The 24924-nt window shown below is 38.3% G+C and carries 21 protein-coding genes and 1 tRNA gene; 10 read left to right on the forward strand and 12 right to left on the reverse strand.

Features of this window, described 5'->3' with window-relative positions; all coding sequences use genetic code 11:
• The first annotated feature begins 244 nt into the window (after positions 1-244).
• Positions 245-946, forward strand: a complete 702-nt coding sequence (locus tag ASU31_RS07975; RefSeq protein WP_029274984.1) for an SAM-dependent methyltransferase — start codon at positions 245-247, stop codon at positions 944-946.
• Positions 947-1183: 237 nt separating this feature from the next.
• Positions 1184-1363 carry a hypothetical protein gene (locus ASU31_RS07980; RefSeq protein WP_057931837.1) on the forward strand — a complete coding sequence of 60 codons (180 nt, stop codon included), beginning with the start codon at positions 1184-1186 and terminating at the stop codon, positions 1361-1363.
• An 89-nt stretch (positions 1364-1452) separates the two neighbouring features.
• Here the strand turns inward: ASU31_RS07980 and ASU31_RS07985 are convergent, their stop codons facing one another.
• Both ASU31_RS07985 and ASU31_RS07990 read right to left on the reverse strand, forming a co-directional pair.
• The gene (locus ASU31_RS07985; RefSeq protein WP_057931838.1) at positions 1453-1977 is read right to left on the reverse strand and encodes a DinB family protein; all 525 of its coding nucleotides are present in this window, start codon (positions 1975-1977) and stop codon (positions 1453-1455) included.
• A 136-nt stretch (positions 1978-2113) separates the two neighbouring features.
• On the reverse strand, positions 2114-2431 hold the full coding sequence (locus tag ASU31_RS07990) for a hypothetical protein (RefSeq protein WP_157257947.1): 318 nt from the start codon (positions 2429-2431) through the stop codon (positions 2114-2116).
• Between the two features lie 308 nt (positions 2432-2739).
• On the opposite strand from ASU31_RS07990, the gene ASU31_RS07995 reads away from it, so the two are divergent.
• Positions 2740-3498 carry a M57 family metalloprotease gene (locus ASU31_RS07995; RefSeq protein ID WP_057931840.1) on the forward strand — a complete coding sequence of 253 codons (759 nt, stop codon included), beginning with the start codon at positions 2740-2742 and terminating at the stop codon, positions 3496-3498.
• A gap of 89 nt (positions 3499-3587) precedes the next feature.
• On the opposite strand, the gene ASU31_RS08000 is transcribed toward ASU31_RS07995, so the two are convergent.
• Positions 3588-4259, reverse strand: coding sequence for an NAD-dependent epimerase/dehydratase family protein (locus ASU31_RS08000; RefSeq protein ID WP_057931841.1), 672 nt, complete (start codon positions 4257-4259; stop codon positions 3588-3590).
• Positions 4260-4398: 139 nt separating this feature from the next.
• Between ASU31_RS08000 and treF the strand changes: the two genes are divergently transcribed.
• Positions 4399-5976 carry an alpha,alpha-trehalase TreF gene (gene treF, locus ASU31_RS08005; RefSeq protein ID WP_057931842.1) on the forward strand — a complete coding sequence of 526 codons (1578 nt, stop codon included), beginning with the start codon at positions 4399-4401 and terminating at the stop codon, positions 5974-5976.
• Between the two features lie 120 nt (positions 5977-6096).
• Here treF and ASU31_RS08010 read toward each other — a convergent pair whose 3' ends face one another.
• The 4 genes from ASU31_RS08010 to ASU31_RS08025 form a co-directional block, all read right to left on the reverse strand.
• A complete protein-coding gene (locus tag ASU31_RS08010) occupies positions 6097-7605 on the reverse strand; it encodes a RagB/SusD family nutrient uptake outer membrane protein (protein WP_057931843.1) in 1509 nt (502 codons plus the stop codon).
• Between the two features lie 16 nt (positions 7606-7621).
• Complete coding sequence (locus ASU31_RS08015; RefSeq protein WP_245224503.1) at positions 7622-10654, reverse strand: SusC/RagA family TonB-linked outer membrane protein; 3033 nt, start codon at positions 10652-10654, stop codon at positions 7622-7624.
• 104 nt (positions 10655-10758) lie between these two features.
• Positions 10759-11022 carry a hypothetical protein gene (locus ASU31_RS08020; protein WP_057931844.1) on the reverse strand — a complete coding sequence of 88 codons (264 nt, stop codon included), beginning with the start codon at positions 11020-11022 and terminating at the stop codon, positions 10759-10761.
• Between the two features lie 505 nt (positions 11023-11527).
• Complete coding sequence (locus ASU31_RS08025; RefSeq protein WP_245224504.1) at positions 11528-13663, reverse strand: S9 family peptidase; 2136 nt, start codon at positions 13661-13663, stop codon at positions 11528-11530.
• Between the two features lie 436 nt (positions 13664-14099).
• Between ASU31_RS08025 and ASU31_RS08030 the strand changes: the two genes are divergently transcribed.
• Complete coding sequence (locus ASU31_RS08030; protein WP_057931846.1) at positions 14100-14963, forward strand: DMT family transporter; 864 nt, start codon at positions 14100-14102, stop codon at positions 14961-14963.
• 49 nt (positions 14964-15012) lie between these two features.
• Here the strand turns inward: ASU31_RS08030 and ppsA are convergent, their stop codons facing one another.
• A complete protein-coding gene (ppsA, locus tag ASU31_RS08035) occupies positions 15013-17634 on the reverse strand; it encodes a phosphoenolpyruvate synthase (RefSeq protein ID WP_057931847.1) in 2622 nt (873 codons plus the stop codon).
• A 373-nt stretch (positions 17635-18007) separates the two neighbouring features.
• Here ppsA and ASU31_RS08040 point away from each other — a divergent pair, with 373 nt between their 5' ends.
• Positions 18008-18811, forward strand: a complete 804-nt coding sequence (locus ASU31_RS08040; RefSeq protein ID WP_057931848.1) for an SDR family oxidoreductase — start codon at positions 18008-18010, stop codon at positions 18809-18811.
• Positions 18812-18870: 59 nt separating this feature from the next.
• Positions 18871-19779 carry a helix-turn-helix domain-containing protein gene (locus tag ASU31_RS08045; RefSeq protein WP_057931849.1) on the forward strand — a complete coding sequence of 303 codons (909 nt, stop codon included), beginning with the start codon at positions 18871-18873 and terminating at the stop codon, positions 19777-19779.
• Between the two features lie 19 nt (positions 19780-19798).
• Here ASU31_RS08045 and ASU31_RS08050 read toward each other — a convergent pair.
• The 4 genes from ASU31_RS08050 to ASU31_RS08065 form a co-directional block, all read right to left on the reverse strand.
• Positions 19799-19883 (reverse strand) — tRNA-Ser (locus ASU31_RS08050).
• Positions 19884-19885: 2 nt separating this feature from the next.
• Positions 19886-20128 carry a GIY-YIG nuclease family protein gene (locus ASU31_RS08055; protein ID WP_057931850.1) on the reverse strand — a complete coding sequence of 81 codons (243 nt, stop codon included), beginning with the start codon at positions 20126-20128 and terminating at the stop codon, positions 19886-19888.
• A gap of 187 nt (positions 20129-20315) precedes the next feature.
• Complete coding sequence (gene pyk / locus ASU31_RS08060) at positions 20316-21746, reverse strand: pyruvate kinase (protein ID WP_057931851.1); 1431 nt, start codon at positions 21744-21746, stop codon at positions 20316-20318.
• A 147-nt stretch (positions 21747-21893) separates the two neighbouring features.
• Positions 21894-22313 (reverse strand): IPExxxVDY family protein, encoded by a 420-nt coding sequence (locus ASU31_RS08065; protein ID WP_057931852.1) that lies wholly within the window; start codon positions 22311-22313, stop codon positions 21894-21896.
• Between the two features lie 158 nt (positions 22314-22471).
• Here ASU31_RS08065 and ASU31_RS08070 point away from each other — a divergent pair, with 158 nt between their 5' ends.
• The 3 genes from ASU31_RS08070 to rnc all read left to right on the forward strand — a co-directional run bounded on the left by ASU31_RS08070 (position 22472) and on the right by rnc (position 24807).
• Positions 22472-22708, forward strand: coding sequence for an acyl carrier protein (locus ASU31_RS08070; protein ID WP_008508386.1), 237 nt, complete (start codon positions 22472-22474; stop codon positions 22706-22708).
• A 21-nt stretch (positions 22709-22729) separates the two neighbouring features.
• The gene (gene fabF, locus ASU31_RS08075) at positions 22730-23983 is read left to right on the forward strand and encodes a beta-ketoacyl-ACP synthase II (RefSeq protein ID WP_029274997.1); all 1254 of its coding nucleotides are present in this window, start codon (positions 22730-22732) and stop codon (positions 23981-23983) included.
• A 95-nt stretch (positions 23984-24078) separates the two neighbouring features.
• Positions 24079-24807, forward strand: coding sequence for a ribonuclease III (gene rnc, locus ASU31_RS08080; protein ID WP_025145353.1), 729 nt, complete (start codon positions 24079-24081; stop codon positions 24805-24807).
• Positions 24808-24924: the final 117 nt, after the last annotated feature.

The raw sequence follows: 24924 nt of genomic DNA on the forward strand, positions 1-24924 counted from the left end.
ATCAATTAGAGAACCAAAAATGCTGAAGGTTTAATATGCATGCATAGTTTATGCTTTTTCCTCCAAATATTGCCCTATGAGGCATATTTAACTAATATTTAACGTTTTAAGCCAAGTTTAATTGTGCAGAAAATAAGTCAGTTAGAAATAAAATTTGCTACACCTTTGTTCACAAAAGAGATTATATTGCCAGTACCGTAAACTTTAGAACTTAAATTCTATTTATTGTGAGTATTTTTGTAGCATGCAAAAAGGCACTTTATACCTTATTCCCGTACCATTGGCTGAAGAGGTAGCACATAAAACTTTTACCCCTTATTTGGTTGATACCATTAACCAGATTGATACCTACATTGTAGAAAACAGCAAGACAGCCCGTCGTTTTTTGAAAGAGGCTGGTTTAAAAACACCACAAAAAGATTTAATCGTGCACGATTATGGCAAACATAACCGGACAGATTTAGGTCAGTTTTTTGTTGAACTTGCTGCCGGAAAAGATGTAGGTTTAATGAGCGAAGCCGGTTGTCCGGGCATTGCCGATCCTGGAGCTGATATTGTTGCCGAAGCACATAAACGCGGCATTAAAGTGGTGCCATTGGTGGGCCCAAGTTCGATTTTGCTGGCTTTAATGGCCTCAGGTTTTAACGGACAGAGTTTCGCCTTTTGGGGTTATTTACCGATCGATAAAGAGCAACGTACCAAACGGATTAAAGATTTAGATTTATCGGCAAGCCGTTACAAACAAACACAGATATTCATCGAAACACCTTTCCGCAACAACCAGCTTTTTGAAGAAGTGCTGAAAAGCTGCAAACCCAATACGCAGGTTTGTGTAGCCAGCAATCTTACTGCAGAAGATGAATTTATTAAAACCCAAAGTGTTTATAATTGGCGCAAAGAGGAAATAGATCTTCATAAACAGCCTACTATATTTTTGTTGTACTAAGATAAAATCGTCATCTCGATCCGATAGCTATCGGATGAAGCGTAGCGGAATGTTCCAAAGGAACTCCTTCGGAGGAGAGATTTTTTTATATAGATTTAGCTTCGATGAGCCTTCGGGTTCTCGACTCTGTTGCACGCTACTCGAAATGACGAGCAAATTCAAAAAATCAAAACATATCTAGCACTACATTGGTTGTTATCATAGCGCGCTGCAATTTATTCACTAAATCTTTGAGTTATGAAAAATACGAGCACACCAAAAAACAATCCAACAGTTCAGGGCAGTTCAATAGCTGATCGGGCTAACCACGATGTTAAAACGGATAAAAAGATCCAGGGAATAACCAATGGCGGTGGCCAACGGTCAGATCAAACTTCCAACAAGGACAATCAAAGAAAATACGACAACAAAAAATAATAGAAGGTAGCTTAATATACCAAAATGGCTTGTCAGAAAATCGACATTGAATAAGATTTTCCGACAAGCCATTGTTAACTAATGGTACTTTATTTTGCCATTACATTATAGAAATTATAATCCGTCATAGGGGCACCTTTTATTCCTAAATTATGGCAAATGGTAATGATCTGGCCACGATGGTAGGTACTGTGATTGAAAACATGTAACACATATTCAAAATTCTGAAAGTCGGAAGTAAACCAAGGACTTTGAATTTCTGTTTTCTCATTAAATCTATCTTCACTAATTGCTGTAATATAAACGGCTAAGTTTTCTGACTGTTTCAACAGCGCATCAAAAATATCATTCAAACTTCCATATTCGCGAAATTCGAATTCGGTTTTAGTGAGAATTGAATACCAATACTCCTGTGCCTGTAAAATATGGGCAAGGGTTAACTTTACACTTTTAAAACTCGATAATACTTCCTGCTCCAATAATTCTTCCGGATGATTTTTTAACCAATTTACTAAGGTTAAATTTGCCCAGAAATTATAGTTTGCATAATTTTTCATTAAATACACAAGGGAAGTTTCTTCCATTGTTTCTGCGAATAATTGTTCCTGTACCATGTCTTTTTGTTTTAGTTACACAAAGAAAACACAGGCCACTGACAACCCTATGGCAGTGTAAAAATCAACATAAAAATATTTTTAAATAAAGTGTTTTCTTCATTCAGTTTACATTCCCCATCGCTCGTTTTCCGTCTTACCTGATCATCCTATCAGGAGAAAAAGCAATAAAATATTCTGATCCGGTTTGGATACTAACATTAAGATCTGGTACATTAATTTTAGGTTGTTCCTTAAGCTGCAATAATACGCTTGCTGCAAAGTCATGTATCTTTTTTGGGTCTACCTGAACAGAAACTGTAGGGAAGAAATCGTGCTCTATTTCTGCCTTTCCCTGCTCACTTACCTGGCTAAACTTCCACGATTCTTTCGTCCGGAAACCATTTTCGTTGTTGGCATTATTTAAATGGTATAAAAACACTTTCGCCTGTAAGGCTATACTCTCATTTTGCATATTATAAAATTTGGGCTTTTTTGGCCATAATTTGGCAAGGTAAGAAGAATTAACTGGTAGTACCTTTTTTTGGGTGGTAAGTGGTACAGAATTAATCCTGTTTTCCTTTGACAACTCTTATTTAACAAAAATATTATCGATAAAACAGATTGTTTATGTAAATTTTTAAATACAAACATAACTTTAAAACATTACAAAGCATATTGATTAAGTTTTCGTGTAAAATTATCCTACAGCCAAAAATTAATGTAACAAGTTCTGTTACATTTGTTTATCAGCTCCGAAAGGACTTAACTAACTTAAACTTCATGAAAAATAATCTAAAAAAGATTGCCATCGTTGCCATGGTGGCAGTGGTAATTGCAGCCTGTAAAAAAAATCAGGAATCGATCACTGAGCCTCAAGAAACGGTAAAAAATTCGGACAAAGTTTTGCAGTACATTAAAGACCTGGGCTTCCCTGCAACAAGTATTGTTGATAATGGAAATGAGTTTATCGTAGAAGAAGATATTACATTCCCTAAAAACATGGAAATCCCTGCTAATGGCGCCGGAGCTAAAACTGAACAGTATTATACGGGAAGCATTGTAAACAGCACTAAAAAGCTAAACATTAGAATTTTTGTAGATCCATCTATGACTTCTATGAGCAGCGAGATCAATAGTGCAATTGCGCAATGGAATGGTGTTCCAAATTCGACCTTACGTTTTAGCGTTGTAACGACAGCACCTTACGACATCCTGATCAAAGATGAAAATTTAGGAAATGGTGTTTGTGGGCAAGGACAGTTCCCTTCGGGAGGAAGTGCAGGTGCTTTGGTTAAAATCAATAAAAATTACATAGCTGGTAATTCGTTTGCCCAACGTGCCAGGACAATATGCCATGAATTCGGTCACTGTATTTCTTTCAGACATACCAATTGGGCAGCTCAGGGCGAGTCGACTGCTACAAATGTTCCTGGTGTTACCGGAACGGATGCTTTATCACTTATGAATGGTGGCCAATGCGGATCAGGTGCCACAGTATTATCACAAAAGGATAAAGATGCTACTGCTGTGTTATATTAAAATTTGCTAAAAAACAACTAAACAAACCTAAACTGGTCTATAAGGAGCTGATAATTAATAAGCCCGGGAGCTCGTTGAAGCACTTGGGCTTATTCTTTTGATAAGGCAATAATATCTTTTCCTTCTAAAATACGCCGATCGCCATTATGGCTTAAAGTATTAATCATGGCATTGCCGAGCTCGGCCATGGAGCAAAACCCACCTGGATAAACGGCCCTTCCAATAGGAAATAACCAGTTGATATATTTATAAAATTTATGGGCATATTTTTGTCCTGCCAGTGGCTTAATAAAACCCGGGCGAAAATTAAACACCTGCCCGAAAGGTAATTTCATTAAATCGTTCTCTGTTTTACCCTTTACCTGCGCCCATTTCAACCGGCCATTTTCATTGGTTCCCGCACCGGAAACATAACAAAAAGTCATATTATCGTTCAGCTTACTTAACGTTTCGGCAACATGCATGGTTAGTGTATAGGTCATTTTATAATAAGTATCGCTATCAACACCTACCGAAGTAATCCCCAAACAAAAGAAACAGGCATTATAACCCGAAAGCTGATTTTCAATCTGCGAAAAATCGAAAAAATCGGGATGGATGATCTCCTTAAGCTTTGGATGGCTATAACCGCACGGCTTGCGGTTAATCACTAAAACAGTATCAATTTCAGGGCTGTTTAGGCATTGCATTAATACCCCTTCACCTACCATTCCTGTAGCACCGGTTATGATTACATTATTCTGATATCTGGTTTTTCCCATCGGAAGTTTATTTAATAATCAAAACGAAGATAAGTTAATCTTTGTTTGCAAAATAAGCCAGTCGGGGTTCTTTTTGCTTCGTCAAGGTAAAAGAAGTTAAATTTTATGATAAATTAATTATATTTAATAAAACAGCAATATGATGAATCAAAATTTGTTAAGCATTAAAATGATGGTGCTTACCTGCTTATTATTTATCTCTAGCCAGTTATTTGCACAAAACGAATTAAGTCCGAGGCAAACCTATCCCGATTTATTTGAGAAAGTTCAAATGGCAAGAATTTATCCTGATAGTAAATCTTTTGCAGATGCCATTCCAAAAAAGAGTCCTTCAGAAATCATGAAGGCTTATAACACACTAAAAAACAACCAAAATTTTAACTTAACGGCATTCGTAAATGAATATTTTAATATGCCAGAAAGCCATCATGCGACTTACCAATCAAATATTAGTGCAGGTATTGAAAAACACCTGGATACCTTATGGACGGTTTTAAAAAGAGATCCAGATACGGCTTCCATCTACCAAACATCACTGCTGCCATTACCGAAGCCCTATATTGTTCCCGGTGGCCGGTTCAGGGAAATTTATTATTGGGATTCTTATTTTACAATGCTCGGTTTGCAAAAGGCCGGCAGATCAAAAACCATAAAAGATATGGTTGACAATTTCGCTTACCTCATTAATAAATATGGTTTTATCCCCAATGGAAACCGTACTTATTATTTAACACGTTCGCAGCCCCCGTTTTTTGCTGCTATGGTTCAGTTGCTTACCCAGCATGATAAAAATGTAAAACTTGCAGATTATAAGGACGTTCTGGAAAAAGAATATAATTTTTGGATGAAAGGGGCTAGTCAGTTAAGCAATGGCAAGGCGATAAACCATGTAGTAAAACTTGCTGACGGCGCTATTTTAAACCGTTACTATGATGCCGGCGATCAGCCCCGCGAAGAATCGTACAGGGAGGATTTTGAAGCCGCTAAATTAACCAAACAGGTTCCGTCCACGTTTCTTAGAAATGTACGCTCTGCTGCAGAATCGGGTTGGGATTTTAGCAGCAGGTGGTTTGCCGATGGTAAAAGTTACAACCAGATTATTACCACGGATTTGCTTCCGGTTGATTTAAATACTTTATTATATAATCTCGAAACTGCCATTGCTACGGCAAACAACGAGGCAGGCAACAAAACAAAGGCTGCTCTATTTAATAAAAAAGCTAATCTGCGTAAAATAGCTATCCTAAAATACTTCTGGAACAAAAAACAGGGCTTTTTTACTGATGATAATTGGAAAAGCCGATCACTTTCTAACCAGCTTACACTTGCAGCAGCATTTCCATTGTATTTTAAATTGGCAACATTGGCACAGGCCAAAGCTGTTAAAGAAAAAGTGGAAAGGAATTTTCTTAAAACAGGTGGCTTAGTTACCACATTAACTACTACAAAAGAGCAATGGGATTCGCCAAATGCATGGGCACCGCTGCAATACATTAGCATTGCGGGATTGCGCAATTATGGATACAATAAACTGGCCGACACCATTAGCATGAGATGGATAAACCTTAATATTTCTGTATTTAAAGGCACTGGCAAATTAATGGAGAAGTATAATGTGGTAGAAACGGACAGTAAAGGTGGAGGCGGGGAATATCCACTTCAGGATGGCTTCGGTTGGACAAACGGAGTACTCTTAAAACTGATGAAAAACAATTAAGTAAACACTTCTTTTTTCATGTTTTTTCCAATCGATTTTTATAAAAATAAAGAGGCCGTACCGTTAACAGAATATAATCAGCCTGCTAACCGTTACGGCCTCTGGTGTAGATATTAAATTTTAATAACCCGGATTTTGTATCAGGTTGGGGTTACCAAGTTGATTATCGGGGATAGGAAAAAGCAGGTATTTAGCCTCACTTGCTGGTTTTTCCTGCCATGCAGCGAGAAATTTACCAAAACGGATTAAATCCTGTCTCCTAAAGCTTTCCCAGTATAACTCACGTCCACGTTCGTCCAATAAAATATCCAATGTTAAATTTGGTAAAATTGAAGCGCCCCTAACGGTTCTGATCGAATTCACAATCGCTAAGGCAGGAGCCGGCTGCGATGTTCTTAACTGGGCCTCTGCTTTCATTAATAATACATCGGCGTAACGGAAATAAACCCAGTCATTATCAGGCTTTTTAGAGCCTGCATTAGGGTAATCTATTGGGTATTTAACTACCCTAATACCTGCAACTTCTAGATGGTTTGGATCACGTTCAATAATTGCGACTTCTGGTGTAAAGGCTAAAGGATTACCTTTTCTGTCTTTCAAAGCAACACCATTTTGGTCAAACTGCTGGCCGATAAGAAAACCAACCCTGATGCCAGAAATGTTTGTTTGTCCGGTGTAGCTCCCACCCCTTCTTTTATCGCCAGCCTCAAACTTATTGTAGAAGTTAGATAATGAAGAAAAGCCATTATAGCCATTAGGATTTTGGTTATAGTGTAAAGTACATTTCCATTGTCCATCTAAATCGCTACCATCATTTCCTGCAGTATTTTCAGCAGTAAAAATATTTTCTTTAGATAAAACATTGTTCGTAGGTGCAAAGTTATCGAAATAGTTTGCTGATAATACATACCCACCAGTTGAAATCTCATCAGCTAAAGCGATTACTTTCGCCATGTCCGCAGCATCGAAAGTTGGCGCAGCACGATTTAGGAAAGCACCTTTATTAAGGTAAATTTTCATTAAAAGTGTTTTAGCGGCATTCTTATTCGCCACATTTGCAGGCCCGTTTGGTAAATCAGGAATAATAGCATTTAATTCGGTAATTAAATAAGCAATTTCATCAGCTGCATTTCTAACCTTAGAAGGAAGTGTTACACCTTCCCCTGTGTCACGGTAAGGAACTTGTCCCCAGCCATCTAAAATAGAAAATTGAGCGAAAGCTCTAAGAAAACGAGCTTCCGCAGCTTGTGCTGCAGTAGGATTAAATCTTAAAACAGTTGTAGCTGCATAACTGATACTATTTAAATCCCTAAAGACACCGGATATTCTTCCATCGTCTGCTGCCCATTTGTGTAAATGAAGCGCTCTCCATGCACCATTATCATCCCAATCACCAGCTCTAGTAGGAACAATTGCTTCATCTGAAGTAACTTCCTGTAATGCAGACCAATTCCAAGGCGCTTGATATGGGCCTCGCATAGCAATATAAGCTGCAGAAATTAATCCTGGTACATTCCCCTGAGAAAGTGTTCCCGAATTTACTTGCCCGTGCAGATCTTCATCAAGTTTTGTACAAGCTGAAAAAGTAATAGCTATTACTCCAAAGCATAAAATATATTTATTTTTCATATTGAAAAAAATTAAGTTATAGAGAAAAATTAACACCAAAATTGAACGTCCTTGCTGTTGGATAAGCAGTATAATCTATACCCGCTGAAGGAACACCATTAACACTTTTATTTATATTGACTTCTGGGTCAAAGCCTGTGTATTTGGTAATAACGAAAAGATTTTGCCCGTTAACATAAACATTTAGCGATTTGATTGCTTTACCAATGTTGCCGATATTGTAATTAATGGTAGCATTAGCCAATTTTATGTAGTCTCCTTTTTCTATATACCTAGATGATGCTGCAATAGGATTAGCAAGTGATTCCTGAATCTCTGAATTTAATAATCCTGATGAGACATTTCTATTGCCCAAGTTTGAAATCGCTAATACAGAATTTGCGGTATTATTATAAATACTTTGTCCGAATGCTCCATTAAAATTTGCAGTAAAAGATATTTTTTTATACCTAATATTTGTACTCAGCCCCATAATAAATTTTGGATTAGGATTACCAACATAATATTTTGTAAACCCATCATCAGTATATAAGGAAAAGCCATTCGCACCTAAGCCGTTGTATTGTCTGGTTACCATAGCAAACAATGGCAAGCCATTTTGAATAACCTCAGTAGTTACATCGCTTAACCCCTGACCGCTTAATGAACCCGTTTTTATTAAATCATTTAAATTTTTGACTGTGTTTTTGATATAAGTTACATTACCACCTAAGGACCATGATACGTTATCCTTTTCGATGATATTGGTATTCAGATTGATCTCCAAGCCTTTGTTGATAATCTCACCATTCAAATTTTTCCATGTAATTACATTTCCTTGCTCTGCAGGAGCAAATGCTGTCTGCGGATATAATAGATCTTTTGTTGTTTTGTTAAAATAATCGATACTTCCCGTTATTTTATTTCCAAATAGTCCAAAATCTACACCAATGTTAGTTTGTTTATCTTCCTGCCATTTTAGGTTATCGTTTTGATTATTTATACCTACCTGGGGTATAGGATCTCCGGCCTTACTAGGTGTTCTATACACAAAACGCTGTTGGGACGAGCCGGAAGGAAAATCCTGATTACCTGTTTTACCATAACCAGCTCTAATTTTTAATAGATCTACCCACTTCACATCGGTAAAAAAACTTTCTTCTTTAATGTTCCAGGCTATTGCAAATGAAGGAAAATACCCATATTTATTATTTGCACCAAACTTGGTTGAACCATCAGATCTAATTGTTGCTGTTAATATGTATTTATTATCATAGTTAAAAATACCCCTGGCGAAATATGATTGCAATTCAGTTGTAGGATCGTTGCTTGTTACAAATGTCCTGTTCGACTTTAGAGTAGCTTCAAATGCATCAGTATAGTCGAGAGGAAGATCACCAAATCCAGTTGCAGTGTTAACTGCGCTTTTATTTATAAAATTTGAGTATTCATATCCGAGTACTACATTTGCATTTAGTTTATTTACAATCTCCTTATTAAAATTTAAAGTATTTGTAAATTGTTGTGTTACTAGTTCTGTATTGGAATAACTCGCATATCCGCCTAAGAAATCTCCAGAAGGCTGAATACCCTGAAGATTTAAAGTACTTCTGGTTGATGCTCTTCTGATACCTGTGCTGTAATTAACACTGGCAAGCATACGATATTCTAACCACGGCGTAATTTTATAGTAAGGAGAAACGCTTCCTAAAATAGTCGAAACTTTAGCTTTATCGTTATTCGCAGCCAGGGCAGCCAAAGGGTTGATGGTGGTAGAACCGTAATCGATAAATAAACTTCCATCAGGATTATAAAAAGACTGCGTAGGGTTCCACGATAGTGCCTGAGAAATTAAACTTCCTGTAAAACCTGCATCAGTAGTAATTGGGGCTATACTTTCCAGGTACTGGTTGCTGATCATGTTAATGTCCAGCCCCAGCTTTTTACTTTCCAAAAATTTGAAATTACCGTTAAAGCCTGCACTGTATTTTTTAAAATCGGTTGATTTAATGATTCCCTGCTGGTTCTGATAGCCGAGGGATGCCCGGAAAGTGTTTCCGTTATTGCCACCGCTTATCCCTACAGAATAATTCTGGTTGTAAGCTGTACGGGTAATGGCATCCAGCGCATCTACGTTGCTGCCGAAATCGCCAGTGGTGAGGTTATATTTTTTTAATGCTGCACGGTATTCATCGCCCGTTAAAACATCAACCCGTCTTGCAATGTTACTTACGCCTGCAGATGCACTTACATCAACTTTGGTCTCACCTGATTTTCCTCTTTTAGTGGTAATTAAAACCACACCATAGGCAGCACGCGAACCATAAATTGCTGTAGCCGATGCATCTTTTAATATCTCCATCGATTCGATATCGGCCGGATTGATAAAGTTTAGCGGGTTACCATCGGGCGCGGTACCGATACCTGCACTGGTTGATGGTCTTGCCGATCGTCCATCAAGTGCTACTCCATCGACTACATAAAGGGGCTGTCCGGTTCCGGTAATGGCAGAATTACCCCTTATCCGAACGGTAGAGGCACCACCCGGTTGCCCACTGTTATTGATCATCTGTACACCTGCAACTTTACCCTGTATTAACTGATCGGGGGCATTTAGCGGGCCTTTATTAAAATCTTTGGCCGATACGGTTGTTGCCGCACCTGTTAAATCATTTTTTCTAACCGATGCATAACCGACAACCACAACAGCTTCGAGGTTATTGAGCGAACTTAAGGTAATGTTAAGCAGGGTTTGATTATTGATATTTACAGTTTGTGATTCATAACCCACAAAACTGACCGTTAGTCGGGCTGTTCCAGTTGGAGCAGTAATCTGATATTTACCTTCAGCATCGCTTTGAGTTCTTGTACTAGTACCGGTTAACTGTACAGTTGCGCCCGCTAAAGGCATTTTATCACTATCGTATATTATACCTTTTACGGTGATTTGGGCAAAAGCCGCTGTGCTCAATAGTAGCATCAGGAGACTTAAGCCTATCAGTTTCTTTAATGAATACAATTTCTGTTTTAGGGATAAAACAGACCGATTGCCTGTTAAAGTAATGTTCATAATTGATTTAATTAATTGGTTAGAAAATTAGGAGTAGTTAAGGATTCAGAATTTTCTGATTTAAGGTGGAGTATGTTTCATAGTTTCTATTTTTTATGTTCGTATTAGTTGATTATACCTTTAATATTTGTGCAGTGGGACAATCCAAAATTTACGGGATCGTTCCCGACATTTGTGATGTCAATATGATTGAGCATTTTTAACTCATATTTATTCTTATCTACAAGCGAAAGGCATTTTGTTGGCGTATTTTGATAATTGTAAAGATCATTTCCTTTATTTTCAAAACTGCTGGCAATAGGCAGCGGCTGGCCGGTAATGAAAGAAAGCAGGAGGGATAAAATGATAAACAGTTTCAATTGTCTCATAATTTTCGGTACAATAAATCGGATCCCTACGAATAGGAACCTGAACTATTGTGATTTAGTTTAGTATTTGGTTAATGTAATGATTAAGTGTCTGTGATGAAAGATTAAGCTTACACCTCTTATCCATTTAATAATATGAAGATAGCTTATAAATTATGTAAAACCATAAAAAGGAAAATAATTTATCGAGGCAACTTGCTATCGGAGAACTGCTGCGATTTATAAGATGTGACAAAGAGGGTTTGGCCAGGTAGCAATTGAGTATTAATAACACAGACAAAGCCTTAAAAGGCTACAAGTTGACTTTTTGGTAGTATGAATTTAAAATTGATTCCCGTTACCTTTACACATAGATTTGCTTTGAGAAAAGTTATTTGAAGATATATTTAGTCACGGAGACTCGGAAAACATAACAAAAATTGTGGCCAATTTTGATATAAATAGTGAACCCCAAAAGTTTTGTACAACTTTTGGGGTTCAATCAAAAAAATAAAGTCTTTAAAAATTATCTTGCTGTGGGGCCTTTCATCTGGTAATCTTTAGGTGGTTCTGCTCCTAAAAGATGTTGTACAAAGTAGTCCCAACGGCGACGCGTCATATAAGGCGAGTATTCCCCATAACCGTGTGCACTATTTGGAAAAATAACCAGATCGAAAGATTTATTTGCTTTTTCTAATGCCTCTACAACTAATAGTGTATTGTAGGGTGGTACATTATCATCCATCATACCGTGCACCAGCATCAGTTTTCCCTTTAGGTTTTTAGCATAGTTCTGATTGGCTTGTGCTTCGTAATCAGAATTTTCTACTAAACCATTGTAACGTTCGCCCCAATCGTCCTCGTAGTTTCTATTTTCATGATTACCTGATTCAGAAATCCCTACTTTAAAGAAATCCGGATAACGGAACATGGCCGCAGCAGTAGCAAAACCTCCACCCGAATGCCCCCAGATGCCTACTTTTGTTGTATCAATAGGATATTTGGCAGAGAGCTGTCTGATGGCTGCGATCTGATCAGGCAAAGTATTTTCAGCCATATTACCATAGCTCATATCATGAAAACTTTTAGAGCGGTCTGGATTACTTGTTCCTTCTATTACCACTACAATAAAGCCCAGCTCCGCCAAAGCCTGGTTATCGCCACGTGAGGCCGCGAAAGACCAACTACCTACACTACCGCCCTGAGGACCTGGATAAATATAATCGATAACCGGATATTTCTGCCCTGCATCCATTTTTGTCGGTGTGAAAACCAATCCGTAGATATCGGTTTTACCATCTTTGGCTTTAACAGAAACCGGGATAGGTGCTTTCCAGCCAATAGCAGTTAATCTAGATACATCTGTTTTCTCTAAAGTGTTGATCAGTTTTCCGCTGATACTTCTTAAAACCGTAACGGCTGGTACATCTGGTTGCGAATAAGTATCTACGAAATATTCGAATGATGGAGAAAATACTACCTGATGGTTTCCTTCTTCAGGGGTTAACAATGCTAGATTTTTTCCATTGAAACTGATTTTGTATAAATGACTGAAATAAGGATTGCCTTTTTCCCGGCCGTTAGCCATGAAGTAAAGCGTGCGTGTTTTTTCGTCTACTTTAACTAAACGGGTTACTACGAAATCGCCTTTGGTAATCTGGTTTTTTAATTTTCCACTGGTAGCATCGTATAAATATAAATGCCCCCAGTCATCTCTTTCCGAGTACCAGATAATCTCTTTAGACGCCGGAAGGTAACGCCAGTTGATGGCTCCCTGGCCAGATTCGTACTGTGTTTTTACCGTTTCTTCGAAAACTTCGCGAACCGCACCCGTTGTGGTATTCGCAATGCGGAATTTTTCATTTTTATGATCGCGGGAGGTAGATACAAATGCCACTTCAGTTCCATCGGCTTTCCAGTCGATATCATCAAAAGTACCACTACTCGAAATATCATCGCTTAAAGTAGCACGGTGTTGATCTGCAGGGATATTTAGCGAAACTACCTTAGCGTTTTCTACATCAATCACTACCCTTCTAATGGTTGCGATCTGCTTATCGCCAGGTAAAGGATATTTCCAGGCTTTTAATACTGGCGCGCCAACATTTGTGGTTACCAGGTACATTTCTTTTGAGTTTCTTTGGTCTTGTTGAAAAGTGGCTATCTTTTTCGAATCAGGTGACCAGCGCAAAATTGGCGCGTCGCTATGTTTCCATCCCGCATTATCGGTAGCATAACCATAATCCTTAATGCCATCAGTGGTCAATTGTGTTAATTTTCCGGTGGCTACATCTTTAACAAAAAGGTTGTAATCTTTAATTAAAATGGTTTTTTTCCCATCGGGAGATAAGACTTCATTACGCCCAGCCCCGCGACGTGATGGCATTGCACTACCTTTATAATCGGTAGTTAAAGTTTTTGTTTTCTTTACCGGATCTACCAAAAAAGTCTGTTCAGTGCCATTGGTTTTAGTGGTGTACCAGAATTTATCGCCCTCCAGCCAGTTAGGTTGCACGCTGGCATGGTCGATGTACTTTGCGGTATTATAGCTCATAAAACTTTCCGCTCTTTCGTAATCTTTAACGGTTAAAGCCTTCTGTTGAGCATTTGCTGTAATGGCCAAAGTACAAGCCGTTACGGTAAGCCAATATTTATTCATCATGTTAGTTAATCTTGCGCTAAAAATAAGACTGTTTTAGGAAATGATTGGTATTAATCATGATACAAATTTAGGTGGTATATCGTTTTTAACCACAAAGAACACGGAGAGAAGGCATGAAGGGTACAGCGCTGGGAGCACATAATCTTCTTCAATCTGCGGTCAACCTATAACTTAATGCACCTAGCTGATTCCGCAGATCAACCTAGGGGCAAATCTATCAACCATTCTCCATCTTACATTTTTTATTATCTTTACCTCAAACAGTAGATATGAACAGAAAGAGTTGTCTTCCTCCACCTAAACCTTAATAAATAGCATATTGGTATGCAATGAGCATCCAGTCGATTTTGTTATCGGCATCTTGACATTGACCAGAACCGTTTTATTTATTAATTTTTAATTCATGTCCTTTTTTTGGACGGGCAGATAATTCTTTATGAAAAAATCATATTTGGTATTACACTTCGCTGTAATACTTGCAGGCTTTACCGGCATATTCGGTAAACTCATATCCCTTAATGAAGGTCTTTTAGTTTGGTACAGGGTCTTTTTCTCCGCAATTATTTTATGGTTGGTTTTAAAACTATTTAAGGTAAAAACCGATATTAAACTAAACGGGAAGTTTAACATTTCGAAAATCGGGATGTTTATTACCGTTCACTGGGTATTTTTCTATGCCAGCATTAAATATTCGAATATCTCAGTCGGTGTGGTGTGCTACTGCTTAACCAGCTTTTTCACGGCAATTTTTGCTCCTCTCATTAACCGATATCGGTTTAATCTATCAGAAATATTATTAAGCTTGCTTACCCTGTTTGGAATCGCGCTTATTTTCCACTTCGATTCGTCCTATCAACTGGGTATCGGGTTAGGCGTAATATCTTCTGCTTTTGCCGCGCTTTATACCGTTTATAACGAAAGACTGGTAAAGGTTTATGATAGTAGACTCATCAACTACTACCAGATGCTTGGCGGAACAGTAGGCTTGGGTGTTTTACTCCCTATGTATCTACATTTCTTCCCTGTCGAAACCATAATCCCGAGTTTAAAAGATACAGGCTACCTCATTTTGCTGGCCTCTTTTTGTACAGTTGGCCTCTATGTTTTGTTTGCCGAATCTTTAAAGCGCATTTCTGCTTTTACGGTGAACCTCAGCTTTAATCTGGAACCCGTTTATGCAATAATACTCGCCTTTATTTTTTTTAACGAGGGTAAAGAATTGAACCTGTCATTTTATATCGGTTTAGCTTTTGTAATGACTTCAGTGGTTTTACAAACAGTGATTTCGATGAGGAAATAAATTGAGGTTATCAATGCAAATAGGCCGTTATATATGATGGCCTATTTGTTTAATTTTTTAATATTTCCACATACCCATCCGTTCCGTTCAACCTAATGTGCTGTCCGTCTTTGATCAGTTTGGTGGCATTTTCTACACCAACAACCGCTGGCAGGCCATATTCTCTTGCTATCACAGCACCATGAGTCATTAATCCACCAACTTCGGTGACCAGACCTTTTATTGAAACGAACAACGGCGTCCAGCTGGGGTCGGTAAATGAGGTAACCAGTATATCCCCATCTTCCAGATCAGCATCTTCCATGTTTAGGATTACACGTGCCCGTCCTTCAATCATTCCTGAAGAAACCGCTAAACCTACAATGGCCTCTGCCGGAAGGTTCTTACGATTGTACTTCCCTGTGATAACCTCGCCATCAGAGGTAATTACCCGTGGCGGCGTAAGTTTCTCGTATTTGCTGTACTCTTCTTTTCGTTTAACAATAAGCTGGTAATCTATTTGATGTGTGCGTACCACTTCACGAAGTTCTTCAAAAGTGAGGTAATAGCTATCTTCCTTTTCATGAAAAACATGAGCATCTACGAGCTTTTCGACTTCTTTTAGTAAAGCCTGCTTATAAACGAAAAAGCGGTTAACAATACCGTATTTTGGATATTCACGATAACCCGCAAAATTTCGGAGCAGACTGATCATTTGTTTTGTTTCCGGGGCTTTTTGTTCACCATCTGGTAAATGAGCCAATCTACCTAATAATTCATTTTCCTTTTTTAAAGCTTCCTGTTTCCCCTGCTCAAATTTTCGCTTACCAGCATCGGGCTCAAAGTTTTTGATATTGCTAAGGATTAAGGGAATTAATATCGATGGTTTTTCGCTCCAGCGTGTATTCGTAATATCAATTTCTCCCGCACACCGCATTCCGTATTTTTCGAGATATGCGAAGATTGCATTCTGCGTTTCCTTTCCACCATCAAATTGAATCAGGTCATCTAAAAAATCACCCTTCTTTGTCTCTTGTAAATAATTACTTAGCGCTGGATAAGGACGGATTACATCTGCAACATCCAATAGTGCCAAGCCCATTTCTGAAGTGATATTGTTGGGTGCCGACTGAGACAGTGTATCTGCCGGATTTTTTTCACCCAACCATTCTTCCATCTTTTCATTGAGCCAGGATGAAGCATTCATCGCGGCAATGATCACCCCCATATGTTGCGAATCAAATATCATCTTCTTTGATTGCTCAATATCTTGAAGAATAAAACCAAAAAGATCTGGGCCCGATTTCGTTTGGATATTTTGTTTTAGTGTTTCTACTGATGCCTCATTAGTTTTGATCAGACCAGCAACGATAGCAGGGTCGTTTCCTATTTGCGCTAAAATATCAGCAGCCGACAGGCCCTTAGTACTCTTGACCAGCACTGGTCCTTTTCCATCATCTGGTAGTTGTTTTATAAAGTCGTCTCTTTCTGTGATGGTGATCAATGCATCTTTGATGAGCGGATCGTGCTGTCCCATCGCATCTAATAAATTCGCCCTCCCAGCTGGGGTAGCCAGACTATCTGTTACATCAACAAACAATCTTCCTCCGGCTTTAAACATTGGCCTGGCTGCCCTTAACTGCCATAACGATAGCCCTAGTGGCTTCATGGCATCAGTCATCATTTGCTGATGGCCTACAGATATATACACATGATTTTCAGCGTCGTTTGTTTCTGGAATGGGATATAAAGTAGTAATTGGCCTACTCTGAACAATATAAAAGATATCGTCAACCAAACACCATTCAATATCCTGGGGGCTACCAAAATGTGCTTCGATCTTTCTACCCAGCTGCTCGATCTGTAAAATTTGTTCATCTGTAAGCACTTGCCTATTTTGCTCTTCCGCTGAAAGCGCTTGAGATTTTGTACCGCCATCCTTTAAGGCATAAATAGCCAGTTTCTTAATTGATATTTTTTTATTGATAATCCTGCGATTACACACTTGATAATTATCAGCATTTACCAGGCCCGAAACCAGTGCTTCACCCAGCCCAAAACTGGCATCAATGGATAACATTTTCCGATTCCCGGAAACCGGATCTGCTGTAAATAAGATTCCTGCTGCCTGAGGAAAGATCATTTTCTGCACAACGACAGATAATTGCACTTTCCGATGGTCAAAACCGTTCTGGAGGCGATAAATTACAGCCCTATCGGTAAATAATGATGCCCAGCACTTGCTGATATGTTTAAAGATGGCTGTTTTTCCGATAATGTTCAGGTAAGTATCCTGCTGTCCTGCAAAAGATGCTGTTGGCAGGTCTTCGGCGGTTGCACTCGATCGGACAGCAAAGGCCTCCTGTTTATTAAAATTGGCAAGATAACTTTCGATCTCTTGGGCAACATCATCCGGAATGGATATGTTTTCAATAAGTGCCCTGATTTTTGCACTGGTTTTACTAACCGCCTGCAGATCTCCTGGTTTAAGCTGGCTCAATTCGTCCAAAAAGCCATTCAGTTCCCTGTTGTTTGCTGTTACTTTTTTATAAGCTTCGGTTGTTATGCAAAAGCCATCGGGCACTTGTATCCCTTCAATTTTGGATAGCTCGCCAAGATTGGCACCTTTGCCTCCAACTTCTAAAACATCAGACCTGCCGATTTCGTGAAAACCAATTACATATTTGCTCATTCCATTTCGTTTTTTTATCTGGTAGATATTTGGTTCTTCCTTAGTCTTTCGAAACCAACTTAGCTTTGTTTATCAACATCTTAAACTCAATTTTAAAGGAAGTAAAAAGCCAAAAATATAAGCTATAAAGTACCCAAACAACGTTTTTTAACTATATTTTTCCAAGCGCAATAATGGTAGAAGTATTGGCGTTATCCTTACAACAAAGCGGCAATAATTACGATAAAATTATCTCGGATTTTCTCCCAAACAAGGCGCTTTAGCTTCCCTTTAAAAAAACTGCTGTCATTTAGACTACAAGCAAACTCAATTTGGCTACATCAGCATTTGCGCTTTGCCGCAACTTTGTATTGTTAATTTAAAACAATAGAAAATGCAAAAGACAATTTTTATTACAGGAGCTTCTACAGGTTTGGGAAATGCTGCTGCCAAATTATTTCAGCGCAAAGGTTGGAATGTAATTGCCACCATGCGCAACCCTGAAAAAGATACAGAATTAAGTGCATTAAGCAACGTTACCGTACTTCCTTTGGATGTGACCGACCTTGCTCAGATCCAATCGACTGCAAAAAAAGCAATTGAACAAGGTGTAGATGTCGTATTTAACAATGCTGGCTATGGCTTAATTGGCCCATTAGAAGCGCTGAGCGACGAACAGATCGTAAAACAACTTAACACAAATCTGTTGGGTGTAATCCGTGTTACGCAAGCATTCATTCCTTATTTCAGAGCAAAGAAAGAAGGTTTGTTTATCTCTACAACTTCTATCGGCGGATTAATCGCTTTCCCACTAGGCTCAACCTATCATGCTACAAAATGGGCATTGGAAGGCTGGAGCGAAAGCATGGCTTTTGAGCTAAACACTTTTGGTGTCAACATCAAAACCGTATCGCCAGGTGGAATTGCAACAGATTTTTCGGGCCGCTCTTTAGAACTGGCAAGCAACGAAGATTATGATCCGATGGTACAAGCAATGATGGCGGGTTTTGGTTCAATGATGGAAACAGCTTCTTCTCCTGAGCAAATTGCTGCAGTTGTGTACGAAGCAGCTACAGATGGCAAAAACAAACTGCGCTACGTAGCTGGTGAAGATGCCAAGGCTTTATATGCACAGCGACTGGCACAGGGTGATGAAGCTTTCAGGGCCGATTTCGCCAAGGTATTTTTAGGTAATTAATTACCGAGGGCAATGCAGCCCAATGATTTGTGTTGCCCTAATATTTGTACTTTTATATTATGGAAAAGAAAGCCCCTTTACGCATTTCAACAATCTCTGAAATACATGCGTTGCTGCAGGTTCCCAAACCTGTCCATCCGTTGATCAGTTTGGTCGATAATTCGCTGATGGTCACCGACACAGAAATGTTAGATCGTCCGTTTTTTTTCAACTTTTATAAGATTTCCTATAAATATTCAACAACGGGCCGAATGGGCTATGGACAGGGTTATTACGACTTTAACGAGGGCGGTATGATGTTTACTTCACCAAACCAGTTGATTTCTGCCGATAATGAAGCTAAATATTACGGGGCTACACTTCTGTTCCATCCCGACCTCATTCGGAACTATCCGCTAGGATCGACCATAAAGAAATATGGTTTTTTCTCGTACGAAACCAATGAAGCATTATTTCTGTCAGACAAGGAGAAGAAAATAATTTTAGGACTATTCGATAATATTAATGAGGAACTGAACACTTCAATTGATGAAATTAGCCAGGATGTGTTGGTGTCTTACATCGAAGTGTTGCTCAATTATAGCAATCGTTTTTACAAACGTCAGTTTATTACCCGAAAGGTGGTGAATAATGATGTACTGACTAAAGTAGAGCACTTATTGGAGGATTATTTTACTGATGAAAAATCTTTGGTTAACGGATTGCCAACAGTTGAATATCTGGCCGCAGAAGCAAACCTTTCGCCACGTTATTTAAGCGATATGCTCAGGGCTTTGACTGGACAAAATACCCAGCAACTTATTCACGAAAAGTTAGTTGAAAAAGCAAAAGAAAAACTTTCGACGACTGAATTGTCGGTGAGTGAAATTGCCTACCAGCTAGGTTTTGAGCATCCACAATCATTCAGTAAGTTTTTTAAAACAAAGACGCATTTATCTCCCCTGGAGTTTAGGCATTCTTTTAATTAGAACTGGGTTGGATCTAAAGCGGAGAGGGCGGGATTCGAACCCGCGGTACCTTGCAGTACACACGCTTTCCAAGCGTGCTCGATCGACCACTCTGACACCTCTCCGGTTATATGATGTTATTTTGTTTCAAATAAATGTAGCCATTTACAGACTTATAATATTGTTCTCTTCTAAAAGCTTCACTTCTTGAATTAAATTCTTCAAAAAAGTGAATGATGAAAGGGCGCCTAGCTTTCGTCGATTTTACATCTCCCTTACTATGTTTGATTAATCTTATTTCCAGGTTTTCAGTACTCCCATAATAGTACTTCCCATCTTTCTCGCTTTTCAAAATATAACTATAAAACATAATTATCTTTTATTGCACAAAGATTAATTTATTAGCCCCTACTTTCCAAGCGTGCTCGATCAACACTCCCCATAGGGGTCCTGTGGACTGACACCTCTCCGTGCTGGATTGCAAAAGTATATTTTTTATTGGTAAAAAAAATGCTCCCGATTAAAATCAGGAGCATTTTTAAATATGATATTAGAAATTAATCTATAACCGTAATTTTTAACATGTTGGTTTTACCTTTTGCTTCCATTGGAATGGCAGCAGTATTGATAATGATATCACCTTGTTTAACCAGTTTCTTACTTTTCAAGAATTCGTTAACCTCGATAATGGTGTTATCGGTACTTTCCCACTTATCGTAATAAAAACCTCTTACACCCCAAAGTAAACTTACCGCATTTAATAATGCTCTGTTGCTGGTAAAAATAAAGGTTAAAGCTTCCGGACGGTGACTTGAGATTTCGAAAGCAGTGTAACCGCTTAAAGTCATCGATACAATACCTACCGCGTTAGTTTGTTTCGCTAAGAAACAAGCTGAATCGCAAATGGCATCACTTAAGAAAGATGGCGATTTTGGTTTTAAAAATTTATCAGGATTGAAAGGATAGTTGTTCTGCTCAATGTTCTGGATAATTTTTTGCATGGTTTCGATCACGATCAACGGAAATTCACCAACTGAAGTTTCGCCGCTTAACATTACTGCGTCAGCGCCATCTAAAACAGAATTCGCCACATCATTCACCTCTGCACGTGTTGGGCGAGGTGTAGTGATCATACTCTCTAACATTTGTGTCGCCACAATTACAGGTTTAGAAGCTGCTCTACATTTAGCAACGATCATTTTTTGTAATAATGGAACTTCTTCCATCGGACATTCAACACCTAAATCGCCACGGGCAACCATAATACCATCGGTTACCGCAATAATCTCGTCGATATTGGCAATGGCTTCTGGTTTTTCGATTTTGGCAATTACACGGGCTGTTTTACCACGTTCTGCTATAATTTTTTTAAGTTCGATAATATCTTCTGCCTTACGCACGAAAGATAAACCGATCCATTCTACATCATTTTCTAAAACAAATTCTAAGTTTTCGCGGTCTTCTGGTGTTAATGAAGGAATAGAAACTTTAGTATTTGGAAGGTTTACACCTTTTCTTGAAGTTAAAATACCACCGTGAACAATCTCACAAACTACTTCATCCTTTAAGTTGGTAGAAATCACTTTCATTTGAAGCTTTCCATCATCCAAAAGGATAATTTCGCCCGCCTGAACATCCTGAGGGAAGTTTTGGTAAGTGATGTAAATACGTTCTTCGTTACCAATACATTCGTTAGTAGTAATTACGGTAGTTTTACCATTGATCAGGTTAATGCCACCTTCTTTTACTAAACCGATACGGATTTTAGGACCTTGTAAATCGGCAAGGATACCTACATTATAATCGTATTTTTTGTTTAAATCGCGGATGGTATCCAAAACCGCCTGGTGATCTGCTTGTGATCCGTGCGAAAAGTTTAAGCGGCAAACATCTAAACCTGCGTTAAACATACTATATAATACATCTGGTTTTGCTGATGCAGGCCCAAGCGTGGCAACAATTTTAGTTCTCGAATGAAAAGGTTTCATTTAATTAATTGATTTTAGCAATGCAGTTTAAAGCATTAATTATTATCTAAAATAATCAAACTGCATCAAATTTTATATATTTTGTTCTTTTGTTCTTTGTTTGTAACCGTCAAATATAGTGTATTTAATACACCAAGTATATAATTTTTATATTACCAAATTCTCACGGCTCTTTAACTTGGTCGGATCTATCTTTGCAGCCACCTGTATATCAGGCAGTTTATTTAAACCGTTGATTAAATAATCTAAATCTTCCTTATCAATAAATTCTTTAATAATAATAAAAAAATCTACCTTGTTCATCTCCGGAATTAGAAAACCATCGCTGCTTTTATTGCAAATTAAGTAGTATTCTACCTCACCTTGCTCTACAAAAAAGTAATATTTCGAGAAAGACCAGGCTGGTTCGTCGATATTAAAAAATATTTCATGATCTTCTATTTTTTCAAATTGAGTATTTAACCGGGTATTAATTTTGTGGCAAAGCACATAGTCTTTTAAAGGTGCTGTGATCGCAATTAGTATAAAATCAAGGTCTAAGGTAAGTTTTAGGTAAGTCTTATTCAAAGCGAAATAAATTATTTACAGAACGAAATTAAAAAACTAATTCTATATTCGCTGTGTTATTGAGATACCAAAATTACGTATCGAAATAAAAACATTTGAAAATTGTAAGAATTTATTTTTCTTTGCACAGAATTATTTAACCATTAAATTATAAAATTATGTCTGATATTGCTTCAAGAGTTAAGGCTATTATCGTAGAAAAACTAGGTGTTGACGAAAGCGAAGTTACGCCAGAGGCTTCATTCACCAACGATTTAGGTGCAGATTCTTTAGATACCGTAGAATTGATTATGGAATTTGAAAAAGAATTCAATGTAGCTATTCCTGATGATCAGGCTGAAACCATCGGTACAGTTGGTCAAGCGATTGCTTATTTGGAAAAAAACGTTAAATAGAATTACGCTTTTTCAGTATAAATGGAATTAAAAAGAGTAGTAGTAACAGGGTTGGGTGCGCTCACTCCTATAGGCAATAATGTTCCCGATTTTTGGGAAGGATTGACTAACGGGGTGAGTGGCGCTGCTCCTATTAAGGGTTTTGATACTGAAAAGTTCAAAACCAAATTCGCATGCGAGGTTAAAAATTTTAATCCGGAAGACTTTTTGGAGAAAAAAGAAGCCCGCAAGCTAGATCCGTTTGTACAATATGCTCTTGTAGCAACAGATGAGGCTGTGAAGGATGGTGGTTTTGATTTTGAAAAATTAGATACCAACCGGATCGGTGTAATCTGGGGCGCGGGCATAGGTGGGTTGAAAACTTTCCTGGATGAAATTTCGAATTTTGCCAAGGGAGATGGTACGCCAAGATACAATCCATTTTTTATCCCTAAAATGATTATTGATATTGCTCCAGGGCATATCTCGATCAAATACGGCTTACGTGGGCCAAATTTTGCAACCGTTTCGGCATGTGCTTCTTCAACAAACGCAATGATTGATGCATTTAACTATATCCGCTTGGGTATGGCTGATGTAATTATCAGTGGCGGTTCTGAAGCGATCATTAACGAAGCGGGTATGGGTGGTTTTAATGCCATGCATGCATTATCAACACGTAATGAAGATCCGGCAACAGCATCACGTCCTTTTGATAAAGACCGTGACGGTTTCGTAGCCGGTGAAGGTGCTGGAACGATTATTTTAGAAGAACTTGAACATGCAAAAGCAAGAGGTGCAAAAATTTATGCAGAGCTTGTTGGCGGCGGAATGAGTGCCGATGCTAATCACATCACTGCACCGCATCCTGAAGGTTTAGGCGCTAGAATGGTAATGACCAATGCACTAAAAGATGCTGGTTTAACAACTGCTGATATAGATTATATCAATGTACACGGTACTTCTACACCTCTTGGTGATATTAGTGAAACCAAAGCCATTGGTACATTATTTGGTGAGGATGCTTATCGTTTAAACATCAGCTCAACCAAATCGATGACTGGCCACCTTTTGGGTGCAGCTGGAGCTATTGAGGCTATTGCAGCAATTCTTTCTGTTAAAAATGATATTGTTCCTCCAACAATCAATCACTTTACAGATGATCCTGCATTTGACCCTAAATTGAATTTTACTTTTAACAAAGCGCAAAAACGTACCGTTAGGGCTGCTTTAAGTAATACATTCGGTTTTGGCGGCCATAATGCTTCTGTTATTTTTAAGAAATACGAAGATTAATTTAAAACAGCCCTGCTATATAATTTTGTATGCTAATTAAAAATAGATAACTTAGTTAAATATGCTAATTAGCCGTTAATTGTGTTATTTATTTAATGCCGATATTAAAATTATATAAACTTTACCTCTCTCCCGAAAAGGAGTTTGTTAAAAAGCTGAAAAACATTTTAGGCTTTGTTCCAGGCAATGTTACGCTCTATAAAATGGCGTTCAGGCATCGTTCTGTAGCAAAAGTTTTAAAAAATGGAAGCAGGAGCAGCAACGAACGTTTAGAATTTTTAGGCGATGCTGTTCTGGGTTCAGTGATAGCAGAACTGCTGTTTAAACATTATCCCTACAAAGAAGAAGGTTTTTTAACCGAAATGCGTTCGAAGATTGTAAACAGGGCTAATTTAAATCAGCTGGCAAAGAAAATTGGTTTTGATAAGCTTATTCAGTTCGATCAGCGTTCGGTGAGTATACAAACCAAACACAATTCTATGCTGGGCGATGCTTTTGAAGCCATAGTGGGTGCCATCTACATGGATAAGGGCTACAACTTTACCAAAGAATTTCTACTGCGCAGGATTGTAAAACCTCATATCGATATTCACACCTTAGAACTTACAGAAACCAATTTCAAAAGTAAACTGATCGAATGGTGCCAGCGCCATGGTAAGGATGTAATGTTCGAACTGGCAGAAAATGGTGAAGGCGAAAGCGCCAAATTATTTACCATTAGTGCTGTAGTAGAAGGCGAAAAAGTGGGTACCGGACGGGATTATAACAAGAAAAATGCTGAAAAACTAGCAGCAGAGAAGGCTTGCGAAGCGTTGAGTATATAAAAAGTTCACTGGTTCAATTGTTATTGGTTCATTGGGCTGGAATATCAACAGGTTAATTGTATAACTGTCTGCATGAGTTAGTGCTTCGTACCTCCGACATCGGACTCCCGACTAAAG

It is taken from the genome of Pedobacter ginsenosidimutans (genome assembly GCF_001442625.1).
GTDB classification, from domain to species: Bacteria; Bacteroidota; Bacteroidia; order Sphingobacteriales; family Sphingobacteriaceae; genus Pedobacter; species Pedobacter ginsenosidimutans.

Coding starts and splice junctions, on each gene's coding strand:
- ASU31_RS07975 (WP_029274984.1), top strand. CDS start 245: ATGCAAAAAGGCACTTTATACCTTATTCCCGTACCATTGGCTGAAGAG.
- ASU31_RS07980 (WP_057931837.1), top strand. CDS start 1,184: ATGAAAAATACGAGCACACCAAAAAACAATCCAACAGTTCAGGGCAGT.
- ASU31_RS07985 (WP_057931838.1), bottom strand. CDS start 1,977: ATGGTACAGGAACAATTATTCGCAGAAACAATGGAAGAAACTTCCCTT.
- ASU31_RS07990 (WP_157257947.1), bottom strand. CDS start 2,431: ATGCAAAATGAGAGTATAGCCTTACAGGCGAAAGTGTTTTTATACCAT.
- ASU31_RS07995 (WP_057931840.1), top strand. CDS start 2,740: ATGAAAAATAATCTAAAAAAGATTGCCATCGTTGCCATGGTGGCAGTG.
- ASU31_RS08000 (WP_057931841.1), bottom strand. CDS start 4,259: ATGGGAAAAACCAGATATCAGAATAATGTAATCATAACCGGTGCTACA.
- treF (WP_057931842.1), top strand. CDS start 4,399: ATGATGAATCAAAATTTGTTAAGCATTAAAATGATGGTGCTTACCTGC.
- ASU31_RS08010 (WP_057931843.1), bottom strand. CDS start 7,605: ATGAAAAATAAATATATTTTATGCTTTGGAGTAATAGCTATTACTTTT.
- ASU31_RS08015 (WP_245224503.1), bottom strand. CDS start 10,654: ATGAACATTACTTTAACAGGCAATCGGTCTGTTTTATCCCTAAAACAG.
- ASU31_RS08020 (WP_057931844.1), bottom strand. CDS start 11,022: ATGAGACAATTGAAACTGTTTATCATTTTATCCCTCCTGCTTTCTTTC.
- ASU31_RS08025 (WP_245224504.1), bottom strand. CDS start 13,663: ATGATGAATAAATATTGGCTTACCGTAACGGCTTGTACTTTGGCCATT.
- ASU31_RS08030 (WP_057931846.1), top strand. CDS start 14,100: ATGAAAAAATCATATTTGGTATTACACTTCGCTGTAATACTTGCAGGC.
- ppsA (WP_057931847.1), bottom strand. CDS start 17,634: ATGAGCAAATATGTAATTGGTTTTCACGAAATCGGCAGGTCTGATGTT.
- ASU31_RS08040 (WP_057931848.1), top strand. CDS start 18,008: ATGCAAAAGACAATTTTTATTACAGGAGCTTCTACAGGTTTGGGAAAT.
- ASU31_RS08045 (WP_057931849.1), top strand. CDS start 18,871: ATGGAAAAGAAAGCCCCTTTACGCATTTCAACAATCTCTGAAATACAT.
- ASU31_RS08055 (WP_057931850.1), bottom strand. CDS start 20,128: ATGTTTTATAGTTATATTTTGAAAAGCGAGAAAGATGGGAAGTACTAT.
- pyk (WP_057931851.1), bottom strand. CDS start 21,746: ATGAAACCTTTTCATTCGAGAACTAAAATTGTTGCCACGCTTGGGCCT.
- ASU31_RS08070 (WP_008508386.1), top strand. CDS start 22,472: ATGTCTGATATTGCTTCAAGAGTTAAGGCTATTATCGTAGAAAAACTA.
- fabF (WP_029274997.1), top strand. CDS start 22,730: ATGGAATTAAAAAGAGTAGTAGTAACAGGGTTGGGTGCGCTCACTCCT.
- rnc (WP_025145353.1), top strand. CDS start 24,079: ATGCCGATATTAAAATTATATAAACTTTACCTCTCTCCCGAAAAGGAG.